Genomic DNA, 19,161 nt, shown 5'->3' on the forward strand with positions numbered 1-19,161 from the left:
ATAGTATTACCACGACTTCGGTGTCAGTGTCAAGAACGCAAAGAATCCTTTAAAATCACTGGTTCCGGCATACCACCCGATTGTGTTGGCTCTGTGTCGGAACATAGAAAGGAAGTACCATGACAACCAAAAAGAAAAACATAAATAATAATCGGCGTAGCCGAAAATATAATTGTGTATTTAATAATACAGATAAGCACAAAAACTGCTCCCATCAGGCCATTAAAGAAAAACTGTCGAACTGGGAGAATATTATCTATTGGTGTATGTGTGATGAAATTGCCAAAACGCCCCATACCCATTTATTTGTACAATTTAAGAATCCTGTCTACTTTTCAAGCATTAAGAAAACCTTTCCATCTGCCCACATAGAGGAAGCGCAAGGAACGGCAGAAGAAAACCGGGCATATATACGCAAAGATGGGAAATGGGAAAATACAGAGAAGGAAAGCACTAATTTAAAGGAAACCTTTGAGGAATGGGGAACCATGCCGCAAACGGGACAGGGACGAAGAAGCGATTTAGCCAACCTATACCAAATGATTAAGGACGGCTATTCCAATGTGGAGATTCTGGAAATCAACCCAGACAACCTCCTGAACCTACAGCACATTGATAAGGCACGTTTAGAGATACTTTCCAGCCGCTACAAGGCAGAACGGCGCATGAATCTATTAGTAACCTATGTCAGTGGTGCAACCGGTTACGGTAAATCAAGATACATTCTTGATAATCACGGTGATTCTAATGTATACCGGGTAACGGACTATAAACACCCATTTGACACATACTCCGGGGAAGATGTAATCGTTTTTGAAGAGTTTAGAAGCGATTTACCAATAGGAAATATGCTGAACTACCTTGACGTCTACCCTCTGCAACTTCCTGCAAGGTACAACAACCGGCAAGCCTGCTACAACTTCGTGTATATCGTTTCCAACTGGAAATTAGACGACCAGTACCATAATATCCGCTTAGAGCAGAAAGAAACATGGAACGCCCTTATACGGCGTATTCATAAGGTGAGGATATACACGGCTCCCGGTGAATGGCAGGAATATGACACTATTGATTATCTGCATGGATTCCAGCCGGTTGACAGGGCAGATACACCATTTAATAATTAAATCTGACAGGCGTTGGGACTTCACAATATACGCTGATAAAATTATTGCAAACAAAAAACATAACGAAAATAATCATACTTACAAATTATAAAATCATAGACCATATCAAATTTCAATCAAACAATCCCCCAAATAAAACTTTGTTCCCTGCGCCTGTTACAAGGCGGCGTATATGAATGACAATAAAAATACTTCGGAAATCTTCAATCTTTCTTTATTGAAGGAAGCCCTTGAATGCGGTATACTTGATACAGACAGTGTGCTAGATACGCTTATGTCAACAAAGAGAGAACAAGTCCGTAAAATACATAATTACGCCATCACACCGCCAGCAAAAGAGGGCGGACGGTGGCAGACCTGCTATAAGGGGTCAGACGGAAAAAGAAAGAATATCAAGGCACAGACGGAAGATGAATTATTGGATAAGCTGATTCCGATATACTTCCAAAATTCGCACATTGACAAAATGACTTTTTACGAACTGTATGAGGAATGGCTGGAATACAAACAGACCGTAACCAACAGCCCTAATACCATCAAGCGGCATAAACAGCATTACAGCAAATATTTTGAACCATCTGCCCTGCATAACAGGAAAATCAAGAGGATAGATGAATTACTGCTGGAATCAGAATGTAACCGCATTGTAAGGGAGTTTAATCTCCCCCGTAAAGAATGGGGCAACATCAAGACAATCTTAAACGGTATGTTTGAATATGCCATCAGGAAAAAATATCTGACTGAGAATCCCATGGACAAAGTTCAGATTCTTGTCAAGTTTAAGCAGGTAGTCAGAAAAACAGGTAAAACAGAAACTTATAATTCTGATGAACTGAATGACTTAAACCAGTATCTTGACCGCATGTATACAGAAACGCTTGATACCGCATTTCTGGCTGTCAAATTAAATTTTTTGCTTGGCTTGCGTGTTGGGGAACTGGTAGCCCTGAAATGGGACGATTACATCAATATCAACCATCTGCATATTGTCCGTGAAGAAGTCAGAAATCAGGTTACAAACCAATATGAGGTAGTGGAGCATACAAAGACAAACCGTGACCGATTCGTGGTTCTGGTTCCAAAGGCAATCAATATCCTGCAAAAGATAGGGCATACCGGCGATTACATTTTTATGAGGGACGGGGAACGGCTTACATCAAGGCAGATTGCCTATGTACTGGAAAAATATGCAGAACGTCAGGGATTGTCTACAAAGTCCACTCACAAAATGAGAAAGACATTTGCCAGCAACCTAAACGCCAGTGGCGTACCGCTGGACTGTATCCGGGAACTGCTGGGACATAGCAACTTGAATACCACTCTCGGATATATCTACAATCCATTGACGGAAAAAGAAACCTATGACCTCATATCTAAGGCTTTGTAAGCTGTCTACAACTGTCTACAGCCTGAAAGACACACAAATATAGCGGAAGTCCTTATAAATCAAGACTTCCGCTACCAATAAAAAGAGCGCGAGACGGGGATCGAACCATACCGCTTTTTCTCCAACTGGACAGAATGAGAAGTGTCTACAACTGTCTACAACATTTTGGAGAACGCAAAAGGCTGGAACCCCTTGTAAATCAAGGGAATTCCAGCCATTAAAAAAAAGCGCGAGACGGGATTCGAACCCGCGACCCTCGCCTTGGCAAGGCGATACTCCACCACTGAGCCACTCGCGCATTATAACAGATATTTGATTAAAAAGCAGGTGATGGGAATCGAACCCACGTATCTAGCTTGGAAGGCTAGTGTTCTACCATTGAACTACACCTGCAATCTGCTGAATGCTTCTCAGCAGTGCCCAGAGCCGGAATCGAACCAGCGACACGAGGATTTTCAGTCCTCTGCTCTACCAACTGAGCTATCTGGGCATCGGTCTGCATAAAAACGCTGTAATTGCGTTGTTTCATCATGCCGACAACGCTAATATTTTACCTAGTTTTTGCTCAGTTGTCAAGAGATTTTTGAATTATTTTTATGAGTATTGAACGATTATTCAATTAATATTTTTTTCAGTCCTAATTTACACGTATTCCTTCCTGCCGCTGGCATCTGCAATTTCTTCCTCTTCCCGGTATTTTGCAACGGTCCTGCGTGAGATGGTAATGCCGCGCTCGCCCAGCTTTTCCCCCAGCAGGCGGTCACTGTAGGGCTTTTTTTTGTCCTCGGCATCTATGATCTCCCGAAGGGCCCGTTTGATATCCGCGGCAGTAACTGCCTGGGAGGACTGGGAGCCGGAAGCATTTTCCTGGACCGAAACCTGGCGGGAGAAGAAAAAGTTCATGGGATACACGCCCCAGGAACACTGTAGGTACTTTTTGCTTACAGCCCGGCTGACGGTGGACTCGTGGATATCCAGCTCCTGGGCAATGTCTGCCAGCTTCAGGGGAGCCAGGTGGGAGGGGCCGTAGGTGAAAAATCCTTCCTGGTGTTCCAGCAGGGCTTTGGACACCTGCATCAGGGTCTTGCCTCTCTGTGCCACGCACTGTTTCACCCATTCCGCCTGACGGATCTTGTTGCTCAGGTATTCCTTCAGCTCCGGGGAATCGGGGTTGCGGTTCATCTGACTGTAGTAACTGTTAACTTCTATATTAGGATACATGGATTCATTGAGAAGAATATCAAAGTGTTCCTTAAACTTTACAATGGTCACGTCCGGTATGATATACCTGAGTTTTTCCCTGCTGCTAAAGGAGACCCCGGGCTTGGGATTCAGGGATTTGATGATCTGGCAGTATCCGGCTGCCTCAGCAGGGGACAGGCGCAGTTTGCGTGCAATGGCGGGAATCTGGTTTTTTGCCACCATTTCCAGACAGTTATCAATAATGGCGGCCAGAATGGGAGTGAGCATCTCCCTTCGCTCCAGCTGAAGAGTAAGACACTCTTCCAGGTTCCTGGCGCACACCCCTGCGGGATCCAGTTCCTGTAAGGAGTACAGAAGCTTTTCTACCAGTGCGGCATCGGCCTTAAAATATGCGGCGATATCATCCGTGCTTTCGCTGAGATATCCTTTGTTATCCAGGGATTCCAGCATAAACTTTATGATCTCGGTCTCCTGTTGGGAAAAATCCTCTGTGACCAGCTGTGACCAGAGGTAATCCTGGAGTGTCTCACCGTCATCCGTGTTGATATTCCAGTTGCTCTTGAAATCGTAGTCATCATCATTATTCTGTCTCTGATAAAGATAGTAGTTTTCCTCATTGAAGGAGTTAAGCCACTGCTGTTCCTCGATGGACTCCCTCTGCTGGGTTTCGGCAGGAGGTTCCACAATATCGATTACGGGATTTTCCAGTGCCAGATCATTAATATATGTATTCAGCTCCTGGGATGTCATCTGAAGAATTTCTGCCGACTGTATCATACGCTGAGACAGTGCCTGAGTCTGTTTCACCTGCAGTTTTAAATCCATAGTACTTCCTTCTTTCATCATCAGTCCAATGTTTTTTTGCCCATACAATTATAACACAGAAGGCCGGCAAGTACAATCAGGGACTTGGACGGATTCCCCATTTGATTTCTTGCTTTTGATTCCCTGCTTAACGTCTCGGTCTTGTGGGAAAGGGGGTGGGCGTGGTATAATGTCCACTGAGGGTAGGCAATGAGCAGTGAGATAGAATATACTCCCAAAACCAATCCAGGAGGACCCGTTTCATATGCTGTTTAGCTCCATGATATTTTTATGGCTGTTTCTGCCGTTTGTCCTGATCGTAAATCTGATACTTCCCCACAGGATCAGTAACTGGTTCCTCATGGCAGCCAGTTTTATTTTCTATGCCTGGGGGGAGCAGGAATACATATGGCTGCTGCTGGTGTCGCTGCTGGTGAATTTTTACGGCGCCCATATCCTGGGATGCGTTGGCAGTCCCGCTCAGTCCCTGGGCTGCTTATCCCAGAGCCATGTATCCCAGCGCCATGTATTCCAGAACATCCGCCCGTTCTTTTTTGCCCTGCTCCTTGCAGTTAACCTGGGGTTCTTGGGATATTTCAAATATTTTGACTTTTTTACAGGGCTTTTGGGAAGGCTGGCAGGCCGTGAACTCATGGCGCCCAGGAACCTGCTGCTGCCCATCGGCATATCTTTTTACACATTCCAAATGATATCCTATATCATTGATGTATACAGGGGCGACATTGAGCCGGAGAAAAAACTGTCCCATTTGGCGCTTTACATTTCTTTTTTTCCGAAAATGATCCAGGGCCCCATTGTGCGGTATCGGGGTTTTGGCGCATGCATAGAGACGCGTCATGTCACGCCGGAGACATTTGCCTACGGCGCCAGACGCTTTATCTACGGGCTGGCTAAAAAGCTGATCCTTGCCAATCAGTTCGGCAGTATCGTGGACAAGGTGTTGTCGAGCCCCATGGAGCAGATCAGCGGCGGTCTGGGCTGGTATATAGGGGTTCTCTACACCCTGCAGATTTATTATGATTTTTCAGGCTATTCAGATATGGCTGTGGGCATAGGGAAAATGCTGGGCTTTTATATTCCGGAAAATTTCAATTATCCATACCTTGCAAGGAATGTGGGGGAGTTCTGGCGCCGGTGGCACATTTCCCTGTCCTCCTGGTTTAAGGACTATCTCTATATACCCCTGGGAGGAAGCCGAAGGGGAAGGGCACGCACCTGTGTGAACCTGATGGCAGTGTTTCTCTGTACGGGATTCTGGCATGGGGCCGGCCTGTCCTTTCTTGCATGGGGGATCTATTATGGATGCCTGCAGATATTGGAACGCCTGTTTTTAAAAAAGTTCCTGGACCGGTTTCCGGGATTCTTTTCTTCTGTGATAAGCTATATTTATATGTTCTTTGTCACTGTGGTTGGATGGACCATGTTCCGTGCGGATTCTCTGACCAGGGGCATGACCCTTTTGCGTCAGATGTTTTTCTTAAAGCCCGGGATATATGACCTGTCCATGTTTGTCACCCATAAGACAACGGTATGTATGATGGTCGGTTTTCTGATCTGCGGCCCGGTGCAGAAAATGCTGCCCGGACTGGCCCGGCATATGCTGGATGAAGACAGCGTTTCCCTGACGGAAAGCATGGGGCTTATCCTGCTGTTTGCCTATAGTATGGCCGTGGCTGTGGGAAGTACATATAATCCGTTTATATACTTCAGATTCTAGGAAGGGGGCGCCGGATGAATAAACGTACAAAAGCATACATATTTGCAGCCATGTTCATGGGGATGATGGTGCTGCCCCGGCTTTTGTTCATTCCCCTGAAGGACTATGTTGACACGGAGAATTATGAAAACAGGGTCTACCAGGAAAAGCCTGTTCTTAGGGTCCGTGGAATAAAGACGTATCCGGGGTTGTATGACGCCTATTTTAATGACCACCTGGCTTTTAAGAATCCGCTGGTGGCATTTGTAAAGCTGGCGGATATCCGCGTATTCGGGGAGGTATCCTCAGATGCCGTACTGATGGGACAGGACGATTGGATGTTCTATAAGCTTAAGAACGAGAATGAGGACAGCCTGGCTGATTATCAGGGAACAAACCGGTATCCGGAAGAGAAGCTGGAGTGTTTTGCCCGGCTTTTGGAACAGGCGGACCATCATCTTGCCTCCAGGGACATAAAACTTATATTGTATATTGTGCCAAACAAAGAGCAGGTGTATAGTGAGTATATGCCTTCCGGCATAAAGGTTGTAAATGAGGAGTCCAAGGCGGACAGGCTGTTTGAATATCTGCGGGATCATACGGATGCGGACGTGTACTATCCTCTGGAGGAGTTTAAGAGGGCAAAGGATGACTGGTGTCAGATATACCGCAAGTATGATACTCATTGGAATGATATGGGGGCATTTCTGGCATCCCAGATGGTGATCAGAGATATTGACAATGAGAAATTCGGCCCTGAGTCCTATATGGAGTACCCCATTGAGAACAGGGGATCCTTTAGCGGGGATCTGGCCGTTATGCTGAACCTGCAGAACTATTATGATGACGATCCGTTTCTGAAGGTGGGAGGATACCGGGACGATATAACCATTTCCATGGATTATGAAAATGAAAGGGGCACCGTGACCCACTATTCATCAGATGTTCAGGATGACACCAGGAAAATATTGATCTGCCGTGATTCCTTCGGCGTCCATATGGCAGAATATTTTGCAAAGAATTACCCGGATGTGACCTTGCTGGATTACCGCACCGAGGATTGTGGGGCGGCAGTGATGGACCGGAAACCGGATGTGGTGGTGATAGAGGCCGCGGAACGGTATACGGATTATATGTTTGGGCTGCTGGACCAGCTGGCCGGTATATAGTGGGATCAGAGCAAAGAATGTGCATTGTGTTAAAAAAAGGAGGATTTTAACGATGAGATACAGGACAATGAGATTTGATAACGGAGAGGACAGGGTATCATTTCTGGGATTCGGATGTATGCGTTTTCCGAAGACAGAGGATGGGAGGATCGATGAGGCGCAGGCCGCGAAGATGCTGGACACTGCCATAAAAGCAGGAGTGAATTACATCGATACCGCATATCCCTACCATGACGGAGCCAGTGAGCCGTTTGTGGGCCGCGTGCTGTCAGGATATCCCAGGGATCAATTCTTTTTGGCCACCAAGCTACCTGTGTGGAAAGCAGATTCAGCCCAGGACGCCCAGGAGTTATTCGAGGAACAGCTGAACCGTCTCCAGGTGAAATATGTGGATTATTACCTTCTCCATGCCCTGAACAGGGAGCGGTGGGACAAGCTGGTCCGCTCCGATATCATTCCGTGGGCAGAGCAGTTAAAGAGGGAAGGGAAGATCCGCCATCTGGGATTTTCATTCCATGATGATTATGAAATGTTCCGGGAAATCATTACCTACAAACAGTGGGATTTCTGTCAGATCCAGTACAATTATATGGACAGGGATGTCCAGGCCGGGGACAGGGGCTATGCGCTGGCGGAGAAGATGGGGGTCCCCATGATCGTTATGGAGCCGGTTAAGGGAGGCACCCTTGCGAATCTTCCGAAAGAGGCGGAGGACGTGTTCCGGGCAGCAGACCCGGATGCCACCTGCGCATCATGGGCCCTGCGCTGGGTGGGGAGCCGTCCCAATGTTAAAGTCATCCTGAGCGGCATGTCATCCCCGGAACAGGTGGAGGACAATTTAAGGTCATTCAGTCCCTTTGTGCCTTTGGATGAAGAGGAAGAACAGGTGGTGAGCCAGGCTGCCCAGGCGATCCGAAGCCGGATCAAGAACAGCTGTACGGCTTGCCGTTACTGCATGCCCTGCCCTGCGGGGGTGGATATTCCCGGAAATTTTGCCATTTGGAATGAAGGAAGCATGTATGACATTGAAGAAAAGGCAAGAAAAGCATTCAGAGAAAAGCAGGAAGCAGGCGCAGGCGCTCAAGCGTGCATTAAGTGCGGAAAGTGCGAGTCGGTCTGTCCCCAGGGGATCCATATAAGGAAAGATCTGGAAACGCTGGCCGGGGAGCTTGGGATGGACCGGGTGAAGGAGGAAGCGCCAAAGGAAGTAGATCCCTGTCTTAAGATCAGGTGATGCGGAAACAATCGAAAATAGAACATAATAAGAAACGGAGCCGCTGCAGCAACAGGCTCCGTTTTGTCAATCCGCTGTAAGCGGATCAGTGATTCTATTGTTGCCGGCCTTTTAATTAGCCAGGAATCCTTTCCCGATAATTTCGCTGGAATTGGAGATCAGCATAAAGGCGGTTGGTTCAATGCCGCGTATATAATTTCGCAGCTTCAGGGCCTGGCTTCTCTTCATGGTGGTCATGATAACTGTCTTTTCGTTGTGGGAAAATGCTCCCTGGGCGTGGTAGACCGTGGCGCTTCTGTGAAGGGTGTTGATGATATAGTCACAGATCGGCTCCGGGTTGTCACAGATAATGTTAAAGCATTTGCACAGGTTCAGGTTCTGGATCACATCATCAATGACAAGGGACTTGGCAGCGAGTCCAATGGTAGAGAACAGTCCTGTCTCCGGTCCGAACACAAAGAATGAGGATGCCACTGCTGCCACATCCACCAGCATCAGGACCGTGCCTATGTTCAGGCTGGTATGCTTTTTTAAGATCATGGCTATGATATCCGTACCTCCGCTGGACGCCCCCAGGTTAAAGAGAATGGCAGTGCCCACTGCGGGGAGGAAGATAGCAAACATAAGCTCCAGCAGAGGTTCGTCAGTCAGAGGCCGCGCCAGCGGGCAGACACGTTCCAGGAGGGATAAGGTAAAGGACATAAGCATGCTTGCGTAAACGGTCTTAATGCCGAATCCTTTTCCCAAAAACATAAATCCAAGCAGCAGTAAAAGCGTATTCACAATGGATGTGAAATCGCCGGCAGACCACCTGGTAACCTCGCTGACCACAGTGGAAAAACCGGTCACTCCTCCAAAGGCAAAATGATTGGGAAACTTAAAAAAGTAAATGCCCACCACCATGATCCAGATACTCAAAGTTATGACACCATACTCGGCGGCTGTGCGCCGGAATGGATTTTTTATTTCTTTCATAATCCCTGCTTTCCGGTTGGAAAGCTTACCCCCTTTGCAGCCCGGGGCTGCATTGTTATTATCATTTCAATGTTACATTTCAACCATATAATAATCGCAAAATGTTACAAGTGCAATCACCTTTTTTGCTGAAACAAGTACAATGCAGGGGCTGTGGAAAGACGTTGAAAATTGAGGGAAATAAAAAATGGTAAATAAAGACAAAACACAGTATTTTGGGTATTTATGTAAAAATACGGCTTGTAACCACAAGATATATGGTTTATAATGGGTTTCGTGACCGTAAGGTCAGTACTGCGCTGCATGTATGGAAGGAGATAAAAATAACATCATGAATGATAGGGATATAGAGACAGGATTGGGGAAATTGGAAGGATGGGGAGACAAAGGCGCCGGTCTGGAGAGATGCCTGAGGGAAATACAGAGGGATTTCCCAAAAGAGGGGGAAGAGGACCGGTATGCTTTGGAGCATCTGTTTGAGCGGTACCGCGCATTTGAAAAAACGGATATGACGTTCCCGGAGCGGATGGATGCCCTGATCCGGTCCGCGGCCGAGCTTACCTCCAAGGAGAATCCCAGATGGGAATTTGTGGCGGCCAGGCTTAAATACTGCCAGTTTTCCATGGAGCTGCAGGACCGCCTGGATGACCTGGGGATCACCTGCCTGTATGAAAAGCTGCAATATCTCACAGAACAGGGGCTTTACGGGGATTACATCCTGGAGCATTATGGAAAGCAGGAGATTGAGCAGGCGGAAGGGTATTTGTGTGAGGACAGGAATCACCTGTTCACATACGCGGGCCTGGACCTGCTTTTAAAACGCTATGTGATCCAGGACCACAGCCGTCACGCCCTGGAGACACCCCAGGAAATGTATCTGGGCATTGCGCTCCATCTGGCCATGAAGGAGGACAGGAACGGGCGCATGGAATGGGTGCGCCGGTTTTACGATATGCTGAGCCTGATGCAGGTCACCATGGCCACGCCAACCCTTTCCAATGCAAGAAAACCATATCACCAGCTGTCCAGCTGCTTTATAGACACAGTGCCCGACAGTTTGGAAGGTATTTACAGAAGTGTGGACAACTTTGCCCAGGTGAGCAAGTTCGGTGGCGGCATGGGCCTGTATTTTGGAAAGGTCAGGGCAACGGGAAGCAGCATACGCGGATTTAAGGGCGCGGCAGGGGGAGTGATCCGCTGGATCAAGCTTGTCAATGATACGGCTGTGGCCGTTGACCAGCTGGGGATGCGCCAGGGCGCCGCGGCCGTGTACCTGGATGTGTGGCATAAGGATCTGCCGGAGTTTCTTCAGCTCCGCACCAATAACGGAGACGACAGGATGAAGGCCCACGACATTTTCCCGGGAGTCTGCTATCCGGATCTGTTCTGGAAAATGGCAAAAGAGAGCCTGGACCAGGACTGGTATCTGATGTGTCCCCATGAGATCAAGGCGGCAAAAGGGTATTGCCTGGAGGATTCCTATGGCGCGGAGTGGGAAGAACGGTACTGGGATTGCGTGAAGGACCGGCGCATTTCCAAGCGGACCGTGCTTTTAAAAGATGTGGTAAGGATGATCCTCAAGTCTGCGGTGGAGACAGGGACTCCCTTTGCTTTTAACAGGGACCTGGTAAACGGCGCAAACCCCAACAGCCATAAGGGAATGATCTATTGCTCCAATCTTTGCACTGAGATTGCCCAGAATATGGAGGCCATTGAAACAGTATCCACGGAAATCGTGGACCAGGACGGGGATACGGTGATCGTGAACACTACCAGGGCCGGAGAATTTGTGGTTTGTAATCTGGCCAGTCTTTGTCTGGGGAACATTGATGTCACAAGGGGCCGGGAGGTGGAGGAGATCGTATCCTGCGCGGTCAGGGCGCTGGACAATGTTATAGACCTGAATTTTTATCCCCTTCCCTATGCCAAGGTGACAAACAGGCGGTACAGAAGTATTGGTCTGGGAGTCAGCGGCTACCATCACATGCTGGCAAAGCATGGTATCAGGTGGGAGAGCGAGGAGCATATCGTATTTGCGGACCAGGTGTTTGAACGGATCAATTACGCCGCCGTCAAAGCAAGCAGCGCTATTGGTGCGGAGAAGGGAAGCTATGCATATTTTCAGGGAAGTGAGTGGCAGACAGGGGAATATTTTGAAAAACGGGGATATGTAAGCGGCAGGTGGCGGGAACTGGCCCGCACCGTGGCCGAACAGGGAATGCGCAACGCCTACCTAATGGCAGTGGCGCCCACCAGCAGCACCAGCATACTCTCAGGCACCACCGCAGGTCTGGACCCGGTGATGAAGCGCTTTTATCTGGAGGAAAAGAAGAACTCCATCATGCCAAGGGTTGCTCCGGAACTGACCATGGGCACGTTCTGGCTGTATAAGAGTGCTTATACCATTGACCAGACCTATACAGTGAGGGCGGCCGGCGCACGCCAGCGCCATATTGACCAGGCGCAGAGCGTGAACCTGTATATTACCAATGAATACACCATGCGTCAGCTTTTAAACCTCTATATTCTGGCATGGGAGCAGGGGGTGAAGACCCTTTATTATGTGCGCAGCCGGTCTCTGGAGGTGGAGGAGTGCGAAAGCTGCTCAAGCTGATTTCAAGGCTGTTAAACGCAGTTTGCAGAGCATGCCAAGGAAGGAAAGGACAGATATGACAGTACTAAAAACAAAACCCCTGTTTAATCCCCAGGGAGACACGGACAAGAACAGCCGAAGGATGATCGGGGGAAATACCACCAATCTCAACGACTTTAATAATATGAAATATACCTGGGCCAGCAGCTGGTACAGACAGGCTATGAATAATTTCTGGATACCGGAGGAGATCAATCTGAGCACGGATGTAAAGGACTATCAGATGCTCTCCGGGCCGGAACGGGATGCATTTGACAAAATACTCAGTTTCCTGGTGTTCCTGGACTCCATTCAGACAGCCAACCTTCCCTGCATCGGCCAGTACATAACGGCCAATGAGGTGAATCTGTGCCTGACCATACAGGGATTCCAGGAAGCGGTCCACAGCCAGAGCTACAGTTATATGCTGGACAGCATCTGCAGTCCTGTGGAGAGGGACCGCATCCTTTACCAGTGGAAGGAGGACAGCCATCTGCTGCAAAGGAATACATTTATCGGAGACCTGTACAACGAATTCCAGGAAAAGAAGGATGATGTGACGCTTCTTCGGGTCATGATGGCTAATTACATTTTGGAGGGCATATACTTTTACAGCGGGTTCATGTTCTTTTATAATCTGGGGCGCAACGGGAAAATGCCGGGAAGCGTCCAGGAGATCCGCTATATCAACAGGGACGAGAACACCCATCTGTGGCTGTTCCGCAACATGATCACAGAACTGAAAAAGGAAGAACCCGGTCTTTTTACCCGGGAGAATGTGAGCATGATGGAGGAAATGCTGCGGGAAGGGGTGAGACAGGAGATCCAGTGGGGATGTTATGTGATCGGTGATGAGGTGCCGGGGCTGACAAAGGATATGGTCACTTCCTATATCCGCTACCTTGGCAACCTGCGCTGGACCAGTCTTGGATTTGAGCCCCTGTACCCCGGATCTGAAAAGGAGCCGGAGTCCATGGCATGGGTCAATCAGTATTCCAATGCCAACATGGTGAAGACGGATTTTTTTGAGGCAAAGAGCACGGCCTATGCAAAGAGCGCGGCGATCATTGATGATCTATAGGAAGCATGTGCTGTAATATAGGATGGATGGAGGAAATGACAGATGGAAGCAGAAGAGTTGGAAGAAGAACGGGAAGGGAAAGAACAGAAAGGGAAAGAACAGGAAACAGGCAGGCAGAAGTTAAACCGGGAAGCCTGGGAGCTTACCAGGCAGCTGGTGGAGATAGACAGTTCCGATCCCGGAGCCTATGAAGGCACCATTGAAAAATGGATTTTCCGGTGGCTTGAGCAGAGGATCGGGGAGTATGCCGGGGACCTGGCGGACCAGATCAGGCTGGAGGAATCTGAGGTGCTTCCCGGACGGTTTAATATAATGGCCCGCATACCGGGCAGGGAACCGGGCCCGGGTCTGATCTACATATGCCATATGGATACGGTGATGCTGGGAGATGGGTGGAATGCGGATACACCGGCCCTGGGAGCGGTGGTGAAGGAAAGACGTCTTTACGGCAGGGGGGCCTGCGATATGAAATCCGGCCTGGCCTGCGCCCTGACTGCATTTTCACAGGCAGTCAGACTTGGAGGAGAGACCGGACAGCTTCCAAAGCGTTCCTTTGCCTTTATAGGGACTGTGGATGAGGAGGATTTTATGCGCGGGGTGGAGACCGCTATCAGGGAAGGCTGGGTACACAGGGATGACTGGATCCTGGACACGGAGCCAACGGATGGGCAGATCCAGGTGGCCCACAAGGGCCGGACCTGGTTTGAACTTACCATGGACGGGATCACGGCCCATGCCAGCAATCCATGGAAGGGAGCGGATGCCATCGCGGCCATGGCCGAGGCGGTGAGCTTTATACGCAAGTCCATAGCGGACTGTCCGTCCCATGCAGACCTTGGAAACTCTACCGTGACCTTTGGCCAGATAACCGGAGGATACCGTCCCTATGTGGTGCCGGATTCCTGTAAGGTGTGGATCGATATGAGGCTGGTGCCGCCCACGGATACCCGGGCGGCAGAAGCGATTATAAAACAGGCCATAGACCTGGCGCAAAAGGAGGTTCCCGGAGTAAAGGGGCATTATATCATAACAGGGGACCGGCCCTACGTGGAAAAGGATAATGGATCTCTGCTCCTGGAATTGCTGAAAAAAACATGCGATCAAGTCACAGGCAAAGATACGGTGATTGGTTCTTTTAATGGTTATACGGACACGGCAGTGATCGCCGGCACCCTGGGCAGCCATAACTGCATGTCCTATGGGCCTGGAAGCCTGGAACTGGCCCACAAGCCCAATGAGTTCGTGCCGTATGAGGATGTGTGCAGGTGCCGGGAGGTGCTGTGGCATCTGGCTGAAAACGCGGTGTTTTAGCAGATCATGACCGTTCCTGATTTCGGTTCATGTATCTCCACAGGGTGGTCCTGCTGATCCCCAGCTGTTTGGCGGCCGCGCTTTGGTTGCCGTTGTGCCTGGACAGCACCTGACTGATTATATCACAGGTAATCTCGTCCAGAGTGCGGTCCACATCCAGACCTGTATGACGGGTCTTTGCTGGCTGGCTGCTGCCGGCAGAAGAGGAGGCCTTTTCTTTTTCTAATAAGTTCCTGACATCCCGGGCGCTTATATAGGGCGTGGAGGTAATGACCGCCAGTTCGTTGACCACCCGCTTAAACTGAGTATAATTATAAGGCCAGTCATATGCCTCAAGCAATGCCATTGCCTCAGACTCAAACCCAATGATCTGCCGGGCCAGCTCCACGTTCAGGTTGCCAAGGTACAAACTGGAGATGGTGGGAAGCTCCTCGGCCCGTTCCCGCAGAGGCGGCAGATGGATGGTCATGCAGGAGAGGAGATTGACAAATTCCCTGGCAGCAGACGGCAGGGCTGTCTGGCTGGCGCTGACACAGGAGAATATGAGCCGGTTCCGCTTGTCCAGATTCATGTCCAGTATGATGGACAAAAGCTGTTTACGCCGTTCCGTGGGAAGTTCTTCAATATTTCTAAAGTAAATCGTATTGCTGTCGTCATTTAGAGGTGAATTGTAGTGATTGGTTAAAAAGCCCCAGCTTTTATCATTCACAAGGCTGCAATTAATGGCGATCAGTGGATTGTGCTGCAGTGCGCTCTGGGCGTAGATGGCCCGGGCAATCTGCTCCTTGCCTGTACCCTCCTCACCGGATATCATAACAGGAAAACTGCTCTGGCTGATCTGCTCCACCGTGCTTCTCAGGCCCTGCATGGAGCCGGTGATGCTGTAAAAACTGTTGTAGAAATGCTGCTCAGCCTCTCTTTTATTTGAAAACAGTATGCCATATTTGCTGGTGGCCATAGGCACCTTGGTGGATGAGACGTAAAATACAACATACCGGTGCAGGGGTTTTTCAATTACACGGCTGTTTATGGAGAAAAGGTTGCCGTCTATGTTGCGGAAAGCCTTGTAGTTATCCCCGTTCAGGGTTTCCGGTATCTCCCTGCGAAGAATGTCGGTGATTTCAGAGCCATCATTGTCCCAGGTGGTGAAATAAAGGTTTTGCTTTTCGTCAAATACAAATGTATCGGAATTTTCCCCCCGGATGATCTCGCCTAAAAGGGAGTTCTCTTCCTTAATATTGGCATAGCTGATACACAGCTTATATGCCTGGTCAAAGGCATTCTCAATGCTCTCGCTTCCTGAGGTGATCAGGATGGAGTTGAGGCCCAGCTTTTTGGCAGTGGTGTTGGCGATCATGTCACACAGGATCATGCGGCAGCCGTTTTTCTTTAAATCCCGCAGGGTGGCCTCCACCTCGCTTTCGCTGTGGATGGTAACAATGTCCAGTTTATACTGGAGCAGGTCGCAGAGCAGATGCGCGCTGCCGGTAATGCCGGGAAATCCCACAACTGCATATTTGTCAGAATAGTTTTCCGCCAGCTTCATGGCTCTCAGGATATCATATACGGACAGGCTGATTTCGATGACGGGTATGTGGGTAACCTTTCCGATCATCTCCGCTGTGCCTCCGCGGGATATGATCACATCATAGTTTGCCTGAGTATACTTCTGTGCAATATCAACCCCTTTCTTTAAATCTCCCACATAGACATCCAAATCCATCTGCGGCCTCTTTCTGGCCAGTTTTTCCATTATAGTTTTCATGGCCTCATAAGGGGCGATTCCAAGGACTTTGATCTTGGGCGAATCCATATGCAACACCTCCACTGTTTCTGTTTGAAACAATTGTAACATATTTGAACACTTAAGTCCAGACGAAAAGAAATGATGTTTCAAAAATAGACAAAAAAGTACATGGGACCAGTTGAAAATCCTCTGATTATTTAGTAAACTGAAACAGAACTAAGAAAAAACTAAAAGACAGAAACGATATGTTCATATATGTAACATAAAAGGAGACGGGTGGTGATTGAGTGATAACCTTACTGATAATAGCAGATGATTTTACAGGTGCCCTGGATACAGGAGTGCAGTTTGCAGCAGCAGGTGCAGGTGTCAGGGTGGTCACGGATATCAGGTATGACTACAGGAAGTCGCAGCCGGGTGTCAGGGTCCTGGTCATGGATGCGGAGACACGGCATCTTGACGGCAGGGAGGCATATGAAGTAGTATGGAATATCACGAAACGGGCCATGGCCTGCGGAGTGCCCTTTATCTATAAGAAGACGGACTCGGCCTTAAGAGGGAATATTGGCAGTGAACTCACAGCCCTGCTGGATGCATCGGGACAGGACAGCCTTCCGTTTATACCTGCGTTTCCCCAGATGGGGAGAATCACAAGGGAAGGTGTTCATTATATAAACAATATCCCGGTAAAGGACAGCGTATTTGGGCGGGATCCCTTTGAGCCGGTGACCTGTTCGTTTATACCGGATATCATCCACCAGCAGAGCAATATACAGGTGGAAGTGATGAGGGAAGAGGATGACAAAAGGGGTATGGACCGGATGGAGACTGCCCGGGAACCAAACAGGGGACAGCAATCTAAAATAGTGGTGTATGATGCCCAGTCACAGGAAAGCCTGATAACAGCTGCCTCTGACCTGTACCGTAAAGGCTGTCTGTCAATCATGGCCGGCTGTGCGGGATTTGCATCCGTACTCCCCAAGCTTTTGGGATTGGAGGGCGGGGAATCACATGTACCTGAATTCATATCCCGCTTCCTGGTGGTTTGCGGCAGTGTGAATCCCATTACAAAGAGCCAGCTGGATTATGCGCAGGCTCATGGGTTTACGAGAATCCGTCTGACCCCGCGTCAGAAGCTGGACAGGGGATATTGGGACTCGGAGGAAGGCCAGGGGACCTTAAGACGGTGGATGCTGCGCTGCCAGATCGAGAGCCGGTGCATTCTGGACAGCAATGATCCCGATGGTACGGATGAAACCTTGGAATATGCCAGGAAGAAGGGCATCAGCCTGGAGGAAGTGAGGACCAGGATCGCAGATGCCATGGGTTTTGTTTTGGGGAATATGGTGGAACGGGGGCTTAACAGTACGCTTCTGATAACGGGGGGCGACACGCTGATGGGATTTATGAATCAGATAAAGGTCTGTGAGATGGAACCGGTGTGCGAAATGGCTCCCGGAACCGTGCTTTCACGCTTTAGGATCAGCGATCATATGTATCAGGCTATATCCAAGTCGGGCGGCTTTGGCTCTGAGGATTTGCTGGTACAGCTGGCGGATACCATATTGGATAAGAAGGAGAGAGCATTATGTTAACACAGTATACATTAAAAATGCCCCATGGGGTATACAGCGGCCGGGGCGCCCTGGACCACGTGAAAGAGATCGTGGGAAAATGCGCAACAAAGGTGACGGTGTTCAGCGACCAGGGGATCATCGGAGCAGGCCTCCTTGAAAAGCCGTTATCCCTTATAAAGGAAGCGGGAGTGGAATATTCGGTTCTGGACGGACTTCCGGCAGAACCTGACTGCGACCAGGCACAGGCGGTTATTAATAGGTTTAAGGCTGAGAAATCTGATTTTATTGTGGCAGTGGGCGGAGGAAGCGTAATGGATATTGCAAAGCTTGCCTCTGTGCTTGCCACAGACGCATATACGGTGAGGGATCTGCTGGATAACCCCGGGCTTGCAGGTAAATGCGTTCCCACTCTTATGATACCGACCACGGCCGGCACAGGCTCGGAGGCCACGCCCAACAGCATTGTGGCCGTGCCTGAAAAAGAGCTGAAGGTAGGAATTGTCAATGATGCAATGATTGCCGACTACGTGATCCTGGACGGGGAGATGATCAGACATCTCCCAAGAAAGATCGCGGCGGCCACGGGAGTGGATGCCCTGGCCCATGGGATTGAGTGTTATACTTCCAATAAGGCAAACCCATTCAGCGATACCTTTGCCCTGGAGGCCCTGGACCTCATATTCAATCATATTGAGAGGGCCTGTGACGACCCCGATGCCCTGGATGCCAAGAACGCCATGCTGATCGCCGCATTTTACGCAGGGGCAGCCATCACAGCTTCGGGAACAACGGCCGTACATGCATTGTCCTATCCCCTGGGAGGCAAGTACCACATCCCCCATGGCGTATCCAATGCCATGCTGCTTACTCCGGTAATGAAGTTTAATGAACCTGCGTGCAGGGAACGTCTGGCAGCTGTCTATGACCGGGTGGCAAAGGGCGGACGGGAATCCGGATTGCCGCCGGAAGAAAAATCCGCCTGGATCATTAGACGCCTGGATGAGATCGTAAAACATCTGGAGATACCAAACAGCTTGAAAGAATACGGGATCGGGGATGAGGATCTGGATGTTCTGGTGGAAGCGGGAATGGATGTAAAGCGGCTTCTGGTAAACAATATGCGGGAAGTGACTGCGGAGGATGCAAGAAAACTGTATCTGGAGATCATGCGGTAAACATGGATAAATCAGCAGTTAC

The 19,161-nt window shown here is 49.2% G+C and carries 13 protein-coding genes and 3 tRNA genes; 10 read left to right on the forward strand and 6 right to left on the reverse strand.

The window, feature by feature from the left end; all coding sequences use genetic code 11:
• Nucleotides 1-119: 119 nt before the first annotated feature.
• On the forward strand, nt 120-1,127 hold the full coding sequence (locus HMPREF9469_RS19685; RefSeq protein ID WP_007865724.1) for a hypothetical protein: 1,008 nt from the start codon (nt 120-122) through the stop codon (nt 1,125-1,127).
• A gap of 172 nt (nt 1,128-1,299) precedes the next feature.
• Nucleotides 1,300-2,514, forward strand: a complete 1,215-nt coding sequence (locus HMPREF9469_RS19690; protein ID WP_007865725.1) for a tyrosine-type recombinase/integrase — start codon at nt 1,300-1,302, stop codon at nt 2,512-2,514.
• Nucleotides 2,515-2,740: 226 nt separating this feature from the next.
• On the opposite strand, the gene HMPREF9469_RS19695 is transcribed toward HMPREF9469_RS19690, so the two are convergent.
• From HMPREF9469_RS19695 to rpoN, 4 genes are all read right to left on the reverse strand, one after another.
• A tRNA-Gly gene (locus HMPREF9469_RS19695) sits at nt 2,741-2,812 on the reverse strand.
• A 24-nt stretch (nt 2,813-2,836) separates the two neighbouring features.
• Nucleotides 2,837-2,907: transfer RNA gene (locus HMPREF9469_RS19700), tRNA-Gly, on the reverse strand.
• A gap of 24 nt (nt 2,908-2,931) precedes the next feature.
• Nucleotides 2,932-3,004: transfer RNA gene (locus HMPREF9469_RS19705), tRNA-Phe, on the reverse strand.
• A gap of 152 nt (nt 3,005-3,156) precedes the next feature.
• A complete protein-coding gene (gene rpoN, locus HMPREF9469_RS19710) occupies nt 3,157-4,542 on the reverse strand; it encodes an RNA polymerase factor sigma-54 (RefSeq protein WP_007865726.1) in 1,386 nt (461 codons plus the stop codon).
• A 244-nt stretch (nt 4,543-4,786) separates the two neighbouring features.
• On the opposite strand from rpoN, the gene HMPREF9469_RS19715 reads away from it, so the two are divergent.
• The 3 genes from HMPREF9469_RS19715 to HMPREF9469_RS19725 are packed head-to-tail and all read left to right on the forward strand — an operon-like array spanning nt 4,787 to nt 8,641.
• Entirely contained in the window at nt 4,787-6,259 is a 1,473-nt protein-coding gene (locus HMPREF9469_RS19715) for an MBOAT family O-acyltransferase (protein WP_007865735.1), read from the forward strand.
• A 14-nt stretch (nt 6,260-6,273) separates the two neighbouring features.
• The gene (locus tag HMPREF9469_RS19720; protein WP_007865737.1) at nt 6,274-7,407 is read left to right on the forward strand and encodes an alginate O-acetyltransferase AlgX-related protein; all 1,134 of its coding nucleotides are present in this window, start codon (nt 6,274-6,276) and stop codon (nt 7,405-7,407) included.
• Between the two features lie 52 nt (nt 7,408-7,459).
• Nucleotides 7,460-8,641, forward strand: a complete 1,182-nt coding sequence (locus HMPREF9469_RS19725) for an aldo/keto reductase (RefSeq protein ID WP_007865738.1) — start codon at nt 7,460-7,462, stop codon at nt 8,639-8,641.
• Nucleotides 8,642-8,752: 111 nt separating this feature from the next.
• Here HMPREF9469_RS19725 and HMPREF9469_RS19730 read toward each other — a convergent pair whose 3' ends face one another.
• Nucleotides 8,753-9,616, reverse strand: a complete 864-nt coding sequence (locus tag HMPREF9469_RS19730) for a YitT family protein (RefSeq protein ID WP_007865739.1) — start codon at nt 9,614-9,616, stop codon at nt 8,753-8,755.
• Between the two features lie 331 nt (nt 9,617-9,947).
• On the opposite strand from HMPREF9469_RS19730, the gene HMPREF9469_RS19735 reads away from it, so the two are divergent.
• The 3 genes from HMPREF9469_RS19735 to HMPREF9469_RS19745 are packed head-to-tail and all read left to right on the forward strand — an operon-like array spanning nt 9,948 to nt 14,640.
• A complete protein-coding gene (locus HMPREF9469_RS19735) occupies nt 9,948-12,230 on the forward strand; it encodes a ribonucleoside-diphosphate reductase subunit alpha (RefSeq protein ID WP_007865740.1) in 2,283 nt (760 codons plus the stop codon).
• 55 nt (nt 12,231-12,285) lie between these two features.
• Complete coding sequence (locus HMPREF9469_RS19740; RefSeq protein ID WP_007865741.1) at nt 12,286-13,329, forward strand: ribonucleotide-diphosphate reductase subunit beta; 1,044 nt, start codon at nt 12,286-12,288, stop codon at nt 13,327-13,329.
• A 42-nt stretch (nt 13,330-13,371) separates the two neighbouring features.
• Nucleotides 13,372-14,640: a M20 family metallopeptidase gene (locus tag HMPREF9469_RS19745; RefSeq protein WP_007865742.1), complete on the forward strand. Its 1,269-nt coding sequence runs from the start codon at nt 13,372-13,374 to the stop codon at nt 14,638-14,640.
• 4 nt (nt 14,641-14,644) lie between these two features.
• Here the strand turns inward: HMPREF9469_RS19745 and HMPREF9469_RS19750 are convergent, their stop codons facing one another.
• Nucleotides 14,645-16,453, reverse strand: coding sequence for a sigma-54-dependent transcriptional regulator (locus HMPREF9469_RS19750; RefSeq protein WP_007865750.1), 1,809 nt, complete (start codon nt 16,451-16,453; stop codon nt 14,645-14,647).
• Nucleotides 16,454-16,674: 221 nt separating this feature from the next.
• On the opposite strand from HMPREF9469_RS19750, the gene HMPREF9469_RS19755 reads away from it, so the two are divergent.
• Together HMPREF9469_RS19755 and HMPREF9469_RS19760 are read left to right on the forward strand one after the other, a co-directional pair.
• Nucleotides 16,675-17,982, forward strand: coding sequence for a four-carbon acid sugar kinase family protein (locus HMPREF9469_RS19755; RefSeq protein WP_007865753.1), 1,308 nt, complete (start codon nt 16,675-16,677; stop codon nt 17,980-17,982).
• On the forward strand, nt 17,976-19,139 hold the full coding sequence (locus HMPREF9469_RS19760; protein ID WP_007865756.1) for an iron-containing alcohol dehydrogenase: 1,164 nt from the start codon (nt 17,976-17,978) through the stop codon (nt 19,137-19,139). Before HMPREF9469_RS19755 ends, HMPREF9469_RS19760 begins: the two co-directional genes overlap by 7 nt.
• Nucleotides 19,140-19,161 lie beyond the last annotated feature (22 nt).

Origin of the sequence: [Clostridium] citroniae WAL-17108, assembly GCF_000233455.1 — a bacterium.
Lineage (GTDB): Bacteria > Bacillota > Clostridia > Lachnospirales > Lachnospiraceae > Enterocloster > Enterocloster citroniae.